13 protein-coding genes are annotated in these 12,588 nt (G+C 68.7%); 8 read left to right on the forward strand and 5 right to left on the reverse strand.

The genetic code is table 11. The features are described 5' to 3' along the window. Positions 1–523: Gfo/Idh/MocA family oxidoreductase (locus VF992_08740; GenBank protein HEX9341237.1), on the forward strand; the 523-nt coding region annotated here is incomplete at its 5' end. A gap of 17 nt (positions 524–540) precedes the next feature. Here the strand turns inward: VF992_08740 and VF992_08745 are convergent. Continuing rightward, positions 541–1,839, reverse strand: a complete 1,299-nt coding sequence (locus tag VF992_08745; protein HEX9341238.1) for a nucleotide sugar dehydrogenase — start codon at positions 1,837–1,839, stop codon at positions 541–543. A gap of 182 nt (positions 1,840–2,021) precedes the next feature. Between VF992_08745 and wecB the strand changes: the two genes are divergently transcribed. After that, on the forward strand, positions 2,022–3,083 hold the full coding sequence (wecB, locus tag VF992_08750) for a UDP-N-acetylglucosamine 2-epimerase (non-hydrolyzing) (protein HEX9341239.1): 1,062 nt from the start codon (positions 2,022–2,024) through the stop codon (positions 3,081–3,083). Between the two features lie 62 nt (positions 3,084–3,145). On the opposite strand, the gene VF992_08755 is transcribed toward wecB, so the two are convergent. Further along, positions 3,146–3,862 carry an ATPase domain-containing protein gene (locus VF992_08755; protein ID HEX9341240.1) on the reverse strand — a complete coding sequence of 239 codons (717 nt, stop codon included), beginning with the start codon at positions 3,860–3,862 and terminating at the stop codon, positions 3,146–3,148. Positions 3,863–3,950: 88 nt separating this feature from the next. Next, entirely contained in the window at positions 3,951–5,936 is a 1,986-nt protein-coding gene (locus VF992_08760) for a DUF835 domain-containing protein (GenBank protein ID HEX9341241.1), read from the reverse strand. Between the two features lie 160 nt (positions 5,937–6,096). Here VF992_08760 and VF992_08765 point away from each other — a divergent pair, with 160 nt between their 5' ends. Then, positions 6,097–6,966, forward strand: a complete 870-nt coding sequence (locus VF992_08765; protein ID HEX9341242.1) for a rhomboid family intramembrane serine protease — start codon at positions 6,097–6,099, stop codon at positions 6,964–6,966. Between the two features lie 136 nt (positions 6,967–7,102). Next, positions 7,103–7,426 carry a hypothetical protein gene (locus VF992_08770; protein HEX9341243.1) on the forward strand — a complete coding sequence of 108 codons (324 nt, stop codon included), beginning with the start codon at positions 7,103–7,105 and terminating at the stop codon, positions 7,424–7,426. A gap of 166 nt (positions 7,427–7,592) precedes the next feature. On the opposite strand, the gene VF992_08775 is transcribed toward VF992_08770, so the two are convergent. Next, on the reverse strand, positions 7,593–8,630 hold the full coding sequence (locus VF992_08775) for an aldo/keto reductase (GenBank protein ID HEX9341244.1): 1,038 nt from the start codon (positions 8,628–8,630) through the stop codon (positions 7,593–7,595). Positions 8,631–8,882: 252 nt separating this feature from the next. Between VF992_08775 and VF992_08780 the strand changes: the two genes are divergently transcribed. The 3 genes from VF992_08780 to VF992_08790 all read left to right on the forward strand — a co-directional run bounded on the left by VF992_08780 (position 8,883) and on the right by VF992_08790 (position 10,626). Continuing rightward, positions 8,883–9,488, forward strand: coding sequence for an HVO_0476 family zinc finger protein (locus VF992_08780; GenBank protein HEX9341245.1), 606 nt, complete (start codon positions 8,883–8,885; stop codon positions 9,486–9,488). 129 nt (positions 9,489–9,617) lie between these two features. Continuing rightward, positions 9,618–9,797, forward strand: a complete 180-nt coding sequence (locus tag VF992_08785; GenBank protein ID HEX9341246.1) for a hypothetical protein — start codon at positions 9,618–9,620, stop codon at positions 9,795–9,797. 142 nt (positions 9,798–9,939) lie between these two features. Beyond that, positions 9,940–10,626 carry a TraB/GumN family protein gene (locus VF992_08790; GenBank protein ID HEX9341247.1) on the forward strand — a complete coding sequence of 229 codons (687 nt, stop codon included), beginning with the start codon at positions 9,940–9,942 and terminating at the stop codon, positions 10,624–10,626. Here the strand turns inward: VF992_08790 and VF992_08795 are convergent. Next, the gene (locus tag VF992_08795) at positions 10,617–11,120 is read right to left on the reverse strand and encodes an isoprenylcysteine carboxylmethyltransferase family protein (protein HEX9341248.1); all 504 of its coding nucleotides are present in this window, start codon (positions 11,118–11,120) and stop codon (positions 10,617–10,619) included. The two genes, VF992_08790 and VF992_08795, sit on opposite strands and share 10 nt — an antisense overlap. Before the next feature lie 108 nt (positions 11,121–11,228). On the opposite strand from VF992_08795, the gene VF992_08800 reads away from it, so the two are divergent. Next, positions 11,229–12,509: a DNA primase small subunit PriS gene (locus VF992_08800; GenBank protein HEX9341249.1), complete on the forward strand. Its 1,281-nt coding sequence runs from the start codon at positions 11,229–11,231 to the stop codon at positions 12,507–12,509. Positions 12,510–12,588: the final 79 nt, after the last annotated feature.

Genomic DNA, 12,588 nt, shown 5'->3' on the forward strand with positions numbered 1-12,588 from the left:
ACGGGTGCGGGACATCGGCGTCGTGATGGACCTCGGCGTGCACGACATCGACATCATGCGGTACCTCGTCGGCGTGCCGATCGAGAGCGTCTTCGCCCTCGGCGGTCGGAAGATGCACGAGAAGTTCGAGGACCACGCGAACATCCTGCTCAAGTTCGCGAACGGGGTGAGCGGTTTCGTCGAGGTGAACTGGCTCACGCCGATGAAGGTCCGCCGGCTCAGCCTGACGTGCCTTCGGACCTTCGTCGAGGTCGACTACACGGAGCAGTCGATCACGGTGAGCGCGAGCACCTTGGGACCCCTGGATCCGTTCAACCTGTACGAACTTCCGCTCGAGCACCACTCCCAGCGGATCCACGTGAGGAAGGAGGAGCCGCTGAAGCGGGAACTGGAGGACTTCCTCGCAGCCGTGCGGGACAAACGCCCGCCTCTCGTGACGGGGGACGACGCCGTGGAGACGCTGCGCGTCGCGGAAGCCGCGACGGAGAGCCATCGGAAGGGGAAGGTCGTGGAGCTCCTCTGAGGCGACCCTCGCCGGCCTCAGAACTCGCCCTTGCCGATCGCCCGGTAGACGAAGCCCGCCTTGACGACCTCCGGGCCGTCGAACACGTTCCGTCCGTCGACGATCACGTGGCGGCGCATCGCGCGCCGGAGCCTCGCGAGGTCGAGCCTGCGGTACGCGTCGTGGGCCGTTACGATCGCGAGGCAATCGACGCCTCGGGTCGCCGCTTCGACGTCGCGGACGATCGTGTAGCCGCGTTCCGATCGGGCGAACGGATCGTGGATCACCACCTCCGCGCCGCGGCGTCGCAGCCCCTGCACGATCTCCTTCGCCGGCGTGTTCCGCGCGTCCTCCGTGTCCTCCCGGTACGCGAAGCCGAGGACCGCGACCCGCGCGCCCTTCAGCTTTCGGCCGGACGCGCCGAGCGCCTCCTCGACGAGACGCGCCATCCGGAGCGGCATGAAGTCGTTGACCGCGCGCGCCGTCGGGATGAGCTCGGGCTTCGTCTGCACCGCGGGCCCGACGAGGAGCCACGGGTCCTTCGGGATGCAGTGTCCACCGACGCCGGCGCCGGGCACGAGCATCATCCGGAACGGGCACGTGTTGACAAGCTCCCGCACCTCGTACGCGTCCACGCCGAGTTCCTCCGAGATCAGGGCGACCTCGTTCGCGAAGGCGATCTGCACGTCCCAGTACGCGTTCTCCGCGGTCTTGACGACCTCCGCGGTCGTCCAGTCCGTCGGATGGATCTCGGCCTTCACGAAGCGGCGGTAGAACGCGAGGCCTTTGCGCAGCGCGACCGGCTCGTCCGCCCCGAGGACGCGATGGAGCGTCGTCAGGTTCTCGAGGAGCTTGCCCGCCGTGAGCCGCTCGGGGCAGTGGACGACGTGGAAGTCCCGGCCCGCCTTCCGGCGTGACGCGCGCTCGAGCGCGGGCCGGACGACCTTCACCATCGTGCCCGGGGCGAGGGTCGATTCGATCGTCACGAGGGCGCCGTCTTTCAGGTGGCGGCCGACGGCTGCGAGCGCTCCCCGGAGCGCCTTGTACTCCGGGTCGTGGGTCGCGGGGTCGATCGGTGTCTCGACGCACACCGCGACGACGTCGGCATCGGCCGCGTCCGCGGGCTCGAGGGACGCGCGCAGGCGTCCCTTCGCGACTTGGACCTTCAAGAGGTCCGCGAGGCCCGGCTCGCGGCCGCGGAGCGGGCTGCGTCCCGCGTTCACCGCCTCGACTTTCTCCGGGTCGATGTCGATCCCGACGACGGACGCGCGGGTCGCGGCGACCGCCGCCGCGAGCGGCACGCCGACGTAGCCGAGGCCCACCACGGCGACCTTCACGGGCGCGCGCATGCGACCCAGCCGGATAAAAGTTTCAATCTTGTGCGCTGCAGCACGGGAGGAGCCGAGCGGAGCGGGGTGACGTCATGGTGTCGACCCAGACGTTGCAGAACCCAACCTCGCGACAAGAGTCGCGACAAGAGACGAGAACGGTTATATGTCGTCGCCCGCTCCCTCGGTCCGTGAAGATCGCGAGCGTCGTCGGCGCGCGACCGCAGTTCATCAAGGCCGCGCCGGTGAGCCGCGAAGTGCGTCAGCACAACGAGGAGATCCTCGTCCACACGGGCCAGCACCACGACGACAACATGTCCGAGGTCTTCTTCGAAGTCCTCGACATCCCGCGGCCCGACTACAACCTCGGCATCGGAGGCGGGAGCCCGGCGTGGCAGACGGCCGAGATGATCCGCGCCCTCGATGGCGTGCTCGAGAAGGAGCGGCCCGAGTTCGTCCTCGTGTACGGCGACACGAACTCGACCCTCGCCGGCGCGATCGTCGCGTCGAAGAGGGGCCTGCCCCTCGGCCACGTCGAGGCGGGGCTGCGCTCGTACAATCGAGCGATGCCGGAGGAAATCAACCGGATCGTCGCGGACCAGCTGTCCGTCCTCCTGTTCTGCCCGACGCAGACGGCCGTCGACAACCTCGAGCGCGAGGGGATCGAGCGGGGCGTGCACATGGTCGGGGACGTCATGTACGACATCGCGTTGCAGAGCGCGCAGGCCGCCCGGTCGCGCGACGTCGCGGCGCGGTTCGGCGTGACGCGGGGCGAGTACGTCCTCGCGACGCTGCACCGGCCGGGCAACGTGGACGACCGCGCGGTGCTCACGGGCATCGTGCGCGCCTTCGCGCGCTCGCGCCGGCCGATCGTCTTCCCGGTCCATCCCAGGACGCGCAAGAACCTGGAAGCGTTCGGGCTGTGGGACACGCTCCGCGCCCGCGTGAAGGCGATCGACCCGGTCGACTACCTCGACTTCATCGCGCTGGTGATGGGCGCGTGGAAGGTCGTCACGGATTCCGGCGGGGTGCAGAAGGAGGCATACTTCTTCGGCGTCCCGTGCGTCACGCTCCGCGACGAGACGGAGTGGATCGAGACGGTCGAGGACGGGTGGAACGCCCTCGTCGGCACGGAGCCGGAGGACATCCTCGACGCGATCGAGAAGTTCAATCCGGCCGGCACGAAGTCGAAGTCGTTCGGGGACGGCCACGCCGCGGAGAAGATCGCCCGGATCCTCGACAAGTTCGTGTGATGGGGTCGGGCGACCGAGACATCCGCTCCGGTGCGCCTCCCGGCGGCGCTTCCGGTCTCGGGTTACTCCGCCTCCACGATCGCCTTCGCGAGGAAGAATCGGCCGTCCTCGAAATTGAGCGAGTACACGCCGGTCTCGTGGTTGACCTTCCGCATCTTCACAATCTGGAGGCGCCGCTGCACCTCGGTCTCGTGGATTTCGAAACGGGTGAGTCGGAGGATGCCGTCGGAAAGGAACTCGACCCCGTAGTTGTTCGGGGAGGGGCCCGCGAGCGGCACCTCGGAGATCACGAAGTTCGTCGTGCCGAGGTCCCGGAGGAACCCGAACAGCTGGAAGACCTCCTCGCGCGGCTTCGACGGGTTGACGAAGGCGAGGAGCGCCTCGAGGGAATCCAAGACGAGCGCCTCGTACCGGTTGCCATCGACCCCTTCGCGCAACAGCTTCCGGAGGATGGTGAGCCAGTTCCCCGAAGAGCCCGCCTTGTCGACCTCCAAGCGGAGCCGGCCGAGGTCCAAGATGTCGGGGCCGCGGGAATTCCCCTGGACCTCCTCTGGCATCCCCATCGCCGCCATGGCCTCCGTGATGCTCTCCGTCGCCTCCTCGAGCGAGACGTAGAGGCACGGGATGCCGCGCCGCTGGTTGTGGTACAGGATGCTGTAGGTGAGCGCGGTCTTCATCGTCCCGGGCCCGCCGAGGACGAGCACCGTGTGCTTCCTCGGGATGCCCCCGCCGAGCGCGGCGTCTAGCCCACGGACGTACGTGGGCAACGCGGACGACATTTGCGGATGCCTCGTCCTCTGGAGGCATAAGGCTTGTCCATCTGCAATCGGACCTGATAACGGAGGCGGCTGCGCCGAACACGACGCGTCACGGCAGCGGCATCACGACTTCCATCTCCTTCTTGAGACGGCGGAGATCCTCGACCGGGATAATCCCCGGGGCCACGGACACGAGGAGCATGTGATCCGTCCGGGCGACCCGATCGACGAGGAGCCGCACCAAGCGAAGGACGCTCCCGAAGTTGTTGTTGTCGCTCAGGAATTCGAGCCCCTCGAGGAATACGGCGCCGCGCGCCTCGGCCCCCAAGAATTCCTCGATGAGTAGGACGGTCCGCTCCAGGGAAGGCGTGAGGAGCCCGTCCCCCCGGAGGCTCCCCCGGTCCACGAGCCGGTACGACCGGATCGTCGACGCCTCGCGGGCGGCGCCGTCGAAGCGCAGGTCGACACGGCTGATCGCGAGGATTGGGCGTGTCCCGCCGTCCAAGTCCTGGAGGAGGTGCAGGGACGCCTCGGGGTGCGGCTCCTCGACGAGGTAGGCGTGGCCCGGCCGGATTTCCAGCGGGGCGCGAGGTCCTTTCGGCGGCGCGGGCTCGTCACGGCCGCGCCTCCCGCGGATCCAGAACGCGAACGCGAAGCCGCCCGCGACGATCGCGAGGAGGAGCCCGAGGCCCCACGCGAGCGCCCACGGAGCCCCGCCATCCGGGACGGTGGACACGGCGACGAGGTCGAGCCGGAGGGTCGCCTGGACCGCGTCGTCGGCGCCGGCGTCGACGTAGCGGACCCGGACGGTCCCGCCGCTCCGTTCGTCCGGAAACAAGGTCGCGTTGTGGTACGCGTCCGAGGCGCCGAACGGCGCTCCGAGTCGGACGTCCCACGAGGCCGACGTGAAGTTCCACACCTCGACGTTCGCGTTCTCCGGCCCTGCGGAGATCGCGCCGCGGATTTCGAGGACGGGGGAGCCGCCGGAGATCCCCGTGAGGTTCTGCACGACCGCGAGCCGGTAGCCCGTGACCGTCGTCACGACCGCCGCGTAGTCGAGCCACAGGGAGGTCGGGCTCGGACTCGAGCCGGCGGCGTCGACGAACCGCACGGCAGGGGAGCCGCTGTTGTACTCCGCCGGCGTGAGGTCGTAGGCGAGGGTCTGGCGGCTCGTCCCGTTGACTGTCCCGCGGGCGTTCCACGCGGCAGGCGGCGTGAGCACCTCGACGGAGATGTTGTCGCCCAGGATTCGACCGGCGAGGGTGAGCGTCTGCGGGGCACCCGCCGGGACCGAGGTCCACAGGTAGCGCACGTCGAGCTCGTAGGAGGACGAGTACGTGTAGACGACGCGGATCGCGTTGGCGTCCAGTTGGACGGACCCCCCGGCGGTCGCCGTGAACCGGGCCGCGACGCGGTTCGCGTCCGAGTACGACCAGGCGCGGCAGGCGGTGAAGTTCGTGAACGTGTAGGAGGGCGGGTCGGTCTTCGGGAGCGGGCCCGACGATACGCTCGGACACCAGCTCCCGCCGTCGTTCCACGACAAGGAGAGGTAGAACTGGCCGTTGTTCGAGTACGCCATGTACCCGAGCTCGATGCTCGCGATCGTCGACCCGGCAGGGACCGAGAGCCCGTAGTCGAGGTAAACGCAGGCGTCGCCCCCGTTGCCCGTCGCGGTGTACGTGTCCGGTTGGATCCCGAGGTTGCCCCACTGGAACGTGCACGTTCCCACGGTCGCCGGGTTGCGGGTGACCGTGTTCGTCGCGGGGGTCCCCGTGCCGACCTCGGTGTAAAGGATCTCGGAGCCGTCGAGCGACGCGATCCCGGCGGGGAACGTCCCGCTCACCGGTTCGGCGAGGAGGAGCGTCTGGCTCACAGGGGTCGACGGCACCTGCGTCGTCGTGAGCGACTCCGTGAGGGTCTCGGACTGTCCGTCGGCGGCTCCCGTGGCGGACGGCCCGGAGGTCGTGCCGACGATCACCTGTTCCTCCGTGACCCCGTACGTCCCCGCCTCGGCGGGCGAGAGGACGAGCGTCGACGCGATGAGGAGGGCGGCGAACAGCAGTGCCTCTCGATGCCGCCGGCTGTGGAGACGCATTCCTTTGCTCGACGAGCTATGCCGGCATATGGGTTTGCCTCTCATTTTCGGGGGCGATAGCCGATGCGGTTCGACGCCCCCATGCGATCCGTCGCGGCTCCTCCAGGCCGGCGTGCCGGCTCCCTCATCCGCTTAAGGCCGTGCGCCTTCCCGAAGGGCCGTGGACGTCTCGTCGGTCGTCGCCCTCGGGATCGTCGTCCTCGCGACCGCGTACGCGTTCGTCCGCAGGGCGCTCTTGTCCCTCACGTACGCCGTGGCGATCCTGGTGGTGTACGCGCTCGAAGTCGCGTCCGGCTTCGGCATCGTGGACACGCTGGGCCTCGTTTCCGCGCCGGGGCAAGCCCCCGCGCCGTGGTCCTGGGTCACATTCCAGTTCGTGCACGCATCGGAGACCCATGTGTTCCTGAACCTCCTCGGCCTCGTGTTCCTCTCGCCGACGTTCGAGGAGCGCGTCGGGAGTCCAAGGTGGGCGATCCTGTACTTCGCGGGCGGAGCGTTCGGGGCGTTCGCCTTCCTGGTCGTCAACCTGGGCCACCCGATCGTCCTCGTCGGCGCGTCCGCGGGCATTTCGGCGGTCTTCGGGGCGTACGGGCGGCTGTACCCGCGGGACCGCGTCACGCTGTTCCTCCCGATCCCGGGCGTCCCCGCGATCCCCGTCGCGCAGCTCGTGGTGATCTTCCTCGTCCTCGAGCTGCTGCTCGGCTTCTTCGGCCCGTCGGGCATCGCGTGGCAGGCCCACGCGGCCGGGATCGCCTTCGGGTTCGCCGCCGCGCCCGCCGTGATGCGCCTGCCCATGCCGGGCCGAAGGCGAGCGGCGAAGCCGACGCGGATCGACGGCCTCCGGGACCTAGCGACGACGCCGGAGCTGCGGGCGATCCTGGAGGAGGCCGCCCGCGCGGACCTCCCGGAGACGCGCAACGCGTGGATCGAGAAGCTCGTCGCGAGCGCACGCTGCCCGCAGTGCGGCGGGACCCTTCGGCTGCGGTTCGGGCGACTCGCGAGCCCTTGCGGGTGGCGGCGTAGCCTTTGACCGGCCCGCCGACTCCCCTCCGACGAAGCCTCCTCGGTTTGGCCTAACATGTTAGCCCACGCGCTGACGAGCGCATTCACCCACCCCTGCGAAACATTATTATATGGCCATACACATATATATATCCGGTGACAGCGTGATCGATGGCTACCAAGGAGAGAGGATCTTGCTTTCGTACGACGCCACCGGGACCTCGCGGCCTGCAGCGGTGCAGGTGTGCCGCTTGATCTTCGGGCGGAGACGGACCGACCGCCACGGACGGGTGCGCGACGAGCCGGGGTTCATCCACAGGCCCGGAGTCGTGTGGATCGGGCAGAGCGTGCTGATCCTTCCTCCGCGGGATGCGGAGGAACTTGCGGGGAAGCTCACCCGTCTGCGTGTGCGCGTCGCCACGGCGCCCGTAGCGATTGCTCATCCGATGCTCGAACGGTTCCGTCGGCCCTCCGCGCCGTTGGCCTAACATGTTAGCCCGAAGGCCTCGCGGCGGGAAGGGACGCGCGGCACATGCCGAAGCGTTACGAACGGTTTCCCGGAGGGACTTCAACACCTTGTCGAGGTCGGGATCGTTGGCCTAACTTGTTAGCCCAGAGCCCGCCTCGGCACCGGCAGCCGACGCGACGTCGGGCTCAATCCGGACGGACTAAGGGGAAGGCGCGGCCCCCGCCCTGCCGCTCGATCATCCATCTCGGGTACGTCGCTTTCGGCTTCGTGAGGGCTTCGAGCTCCTCGAGCTGCTTCGCGGTCAGATGGACGTCGATTGCGCCGAGGTCCTCGTCCAGCTGCTCGATCGACCGCGCGCCCACGAGGACGATATGCTTGCGTTCGGCGAGCCACGCAAGGGCGACCTGCGCGGGCGTGCACCCTTGCTCCTTCGCGACGGCGCGGACCTTCTCGACGACATCCCACCCCGTTGCCTCGTCGAACGGCGGGAAGGTGAACCCGCGGTCCCCCATCCGACTGCCGGGGGAGGGCGCCTCGCCTTTCGCGTACTTCCCCGAGAGGACGCCGCCGTGCAACGGGCTCCATACGAGCAGGCTCGTCCCGCTGAACCTCAGGAAGGGGAGGACCTCGTGCTCGATGTCCCGGTTGAGGAGGCTGTAGCTCATCTGCGCGGTTTCGTACCGCGCGTACCCGCGTTCCTCGCACCGCGCTTGGACCGTCGCGATCTGCCATGCGGCGAAGTTCGAGAGCCCCGGATAGATCACGACGCCGTCGTCGACGAGGTCCTGCATCGCCTCGATGCTCTCGTCGAGCGGGACCTCCGGGTCCCATCCGTGGAACTGGTAGAGGTCGATCCACGTCGTCCCGAGGCGCTCGAGGCTCTTCCGGACGGCGTTGCGGATGTGGTGGCGTGACAGCCCGATCTCGTTGACCCCGGGTCCCGTGCGCCCGCGCACCTTCGTCGCGAGCACGACTTGGTCTCGCCAAGGCTTCAGCGCGCGGCCGAGCGTCGTCTCCGACTCCCCCTCGTCGTACACGTCGGCGGTGTCGAACAGGTTCACGCCGGCGTCGATCGCCCGCGCGACGATCTTGTCGACGGCGTCTTGCGCGAGGCCGCCAAGCTTCCAGGCGTTCCGCTCTCCGAACGTCATCGCGCCGAGGCTCAGCAGGGAGACATGGACGCCCGTGCGGCCGAGGGGCGTGTACCGCATGTTCGAGCCCATGCCGCCCGCCACGCCGAGACGCGGCATAAGGCTGACGTCGGTTTGCCGGGCCGCAAGGCGGTGCGTGGGATCGGATCTCGGTACTTGGATCGGGGACGACCATTGTGGCCTAACATGCTAGGCCATGAATCGCCTCCTCCAGATGTGCGGGTCGTGGGCTAACAAGTTAGTCCAAGGTCCCATGCGTCGGCAGGCCATGCGGGCCATGGGCGCCACAAACCCTTTTCCACGACCCCGCGTTCGACTCGGACGATGGCGGCCCCGAGCGCCCTCGTCCTGACGTGCGGACAGTGCGGCGAGACCGCCCCGCATCGCGTGTTGCGCGGCAAGATCGGAGGGGGCGACGAGATCGTCTTCGAGGGCGTCGTCAAGTGCTCCGCGTGCGACTTCGTTTCGTCCGTGGTGACGCGGGAGCCGAAGCCGATCGACGTGCCGCTCGTCGTGTCGTGGCTCGACCAATCCGAGAAGACGTCGCTCGAGTTCTCCCCCGAGGAGGACGTCCGCGTGGGGGAGGAGCTCGACCTCGGCGACTCGCGCATCGCGATCACCGCGATCGAAGTCGGCGGCCGGCGCGTCGACGGCGCGAAAGCGAAGGAGGTCGCGACGCTCTGGGCGAAGCGGATCGACCAGGTCCGCGTGAAGTTCAGCGTGAACAAGGGGAACCGCACGGTGCCGCACGAGGTCCTCGCGGCGGCCGACGAAGAGTTCGAGATCGGGGAGATCGTCGACCTCGGAAAGGTCCGGGCGGTCGTGCACCACATCCGAACCCGCATGAGGACGGTCCGCGATGGCCGTGTCCGCGCGGACGAGATCGTGCGGATGTACGGGCGGGTCGTGCGCGAGCGGACGTCGCGGTAGTCGGGGACTGCTGGTGGACTTCGGTCGAGCAAGGCTCAAAGGTTCCCACGCGGTTCCCTCCACTGCGAATGGGAGCGGCTTGAACTGGTCTCCTGGCACGACCCGTTGCAACTATCCGCCCTCGAAGCGATGTCGCGAGCGCTCAAGGCTGTCAAGCGCGCGAAGGAGCGCGGCGTTGACGTCCGCCCGGCGCGGGCGACGACTAAGGAATGCGCGAAGGCGTTCCGGGCGAGGGACTACGATCGGGTGGTCCGACTCGCCGAGGATCTCATCGAACGCATGACGGGTGGGGGAGGATCGCTACCGTAGAACGGCGTATGAAGGTCACATCGAACGGATCGCCCGCGGCCATCGCCTTTCCCCATGCGGACGGCCTCTGGCTTCACATCCGTACCCGGCGCGCCCGCGCGAGGCAAAGCGTTATCGTCGAGGCCGGGATGGTCACGTCCCGATGATCACGCTCCTCGGTGTCGGCCACGTCTTCGACATCGGCCGGGCGATCCGCGCGGAGGTCCTCGCGCGCCGCCCGCGCGTGGTCGCGCTCGAGCTCGATCCGGCTCGCTACCAAGCGCTCATGGGCCGCGAGCCCCGAGCCCGGGGCCTGTCGCCGCTCGCGCTGCTCGCTCAATTCCAGATCCGGATCGCACGGCAGTACGGCGTCGAGGTCGGGGACGAGATGGTCGCGGCCGCGAAGGCGGCGCAGGAGGTCGGCAGCGAGGTCGCGCTCATCGACCAGGACTCCCGTGCCGTGCTCGGACGCGTGTGGCGGGAGATGTCGTTCGGGGAGCGCGTGCGCCTCCTCGTGTCCGCGATCGGCGGCCTCTTCACCCGAAAGGAGAGGGTCGAGGCGGAGCTCCAGCGGTTCTACGCGGACGAGCGGGGTTTCATCGAGGAGTTCGCCCGGGAGCTGCCGACGGCGAAGCGCATCCTGATCGACGAGAGGGACGCGCTCATGGCCTCGACGCTGCGGCAGGTCGCGGACGCGAAGGGCGACGTCGTCGCGGTCGTGGGCGAGGGCCACATCGAGGGGTTGCGCCGCCATCTCGCCGGCGTCGCGGTCGACGTCGTGCACCTGCAGGACCTGCGGTCCGCCCCGCCCGGCCCGAACGCAAGCGCGAGCGTGACCGTTCACCTATGACGTCGGGGCGGCCGCGGGAGCCAACGTGGGACGCGGGCCGCGTACGCCCGGTAGGCGTCGCCGAACCGGGCCTCGAGGGTCGCCTCTTCGCGGAGCATCGCGAGGTGGACCGGCACGGCGAGCGCCACGACAATCGCCACCGCGGACACGGAGCCCACGAGGACGGACAGGCCGATAAGCGCGGCGGCGTGCGACATCGCAATCGGATTCCGCGTCCACGCGTACGGCCCGACCGTCACGAGGACCGCGGGTGGCGCCGTCGGGTTCGGCGTGCCACGGCCGACGCGGGCGAAGAGGGCGAAGCACCACGCGAGGCCCGCGACGCCGACCGCGAAGAGCCCGAGGCCGATCCACGGGATCGGCGAGGGCCAGGGCGCGACACGGAGCCACCGATCCACCTGGAGGCCGGCCCAGGGAACGCCGACGTACAGGAGGGCGAACAGGACCGCCATCTCGGACCACGCGACGATCCGACGCCACACGGGCCCACGCATGCCTGCGGGGTATTTCCGGGATTGGGCCTAACATGTTAGGCCACGCGCCTCACGGTTCGCGGGCCTGCCGCGAACGCTTAAGGGGGCCCTGCCTATCGCGACCTTCGAATGGCGGTGCTGGACCCCGCGAAGGAAGCGACGACGGCCTTCCTCAAGGTTCACTTTCGCCGCTACTACGAATCGACGAAGCCGACCCTCCCGGACCGCTATGCGAAGCGCGAGTTCGGTTTCATGTTCTGGACCCCGGGGATCGTGCAGCGCCACAAGGGGTTCTTGCACCCAGACGATCTGCGGACGTTCCTGACGGGCCACGTGCCCGCCCACGCGTACTACTCGTCCGCGTACTACGAGAACCCGGCCGCGCCGACGATGGAGGACAAGGGCTGGCTCGGCGCCGACCTGATCTTCGACCTCGATGCGGACCACCTGCCGAACGCCTCGAAGATGACGTACCCGGAGATGCTCGAGGCGATCCGCCTGAAGATCCTCCACCTCTACGACGATTTCCTCGTCTCGGATTTCGGCTTCGACGAGAAAGCGATGCGGCTCGTGTTCTCGGGCGGCCGGGGGTACCACATCCACGTCTTCGACGAGCGCGTATGGGGCCTCGGATCCCACGAGCGGCGGGAGATCGTGGACTGGATCACCGCGAAAGGGCTCGACGCGCAAGCCGCGTTCCGCGAATCCGCATTCGATTCGAGTGAATTCAAAGGCCACACGCGCGTCAAGAAGCGGGTCGTCGGGCCTCGGCGCGGCGAGCCGGGATGGCCGGGAAAGATCGCGCGGGGCATCGATGAGCTCCTCGTCCGGCTTGAGACGATGGGACGGGAGGGCGCGGTCGGCTTCATGACCTCCTTCGAAGGGGTCGATCGCGCGGCCGCGGAGTCCCTCTACGAGAGCCTCTTCAAGATCCGAGCGACGAGCCCTCGCCCCATCCGGGCTGTCGATCGCGTGCGCGAAGGCCAGCTCGAGGCGCTGCCGGACCGGGCGAGAGACCTCTTGGTGCGGCTCGTCGTCGACGTTCAACAGATCCGACTCGATGAACGCGCGGGCGTACCCCTCGAGGGCATCGTCCAGCGCGGCGAGACGGACGAGCCCGTGACCTCGGACATCAAGCGGCTCATCCGCATGCCGTCCTCGCTGCACGGCAAGACGGGGCTGGAAGTGGTCCCGCTGACCCGCGACGCGATCGACGATTTCCGCCCGCTCCGCGACGCCGTGCCGGCGGCGTGGACGGACGGCCGCGTCCGCGTCCTCCTCAAGACCAAGGTCAATCTGGACCTTCGAGACGAAACGTTCGCCTTGGAATCCGGAGCGAGCGACGTCCCGCAGTACCTGGCCGTCTTCCTCGCGGCCCGGGGTCTCGCGACCGTCGCGCCCGACGCCTGACCTCCGGCGCGAGCAAGTATACCGGCCGAGAATGGGGCCGAAAACCCTATCCCGCCCCGCAGGGACTCGGTACGAGAGA

The organism is Thermoplasmata archaeon, assembly GCA_036395115.1.
GTDB lineage: Archaea > Thermoplasmatota > Thermoplasmata > RBG-16-68-12 > RBG-16-68-12 > RBG-16-68-12.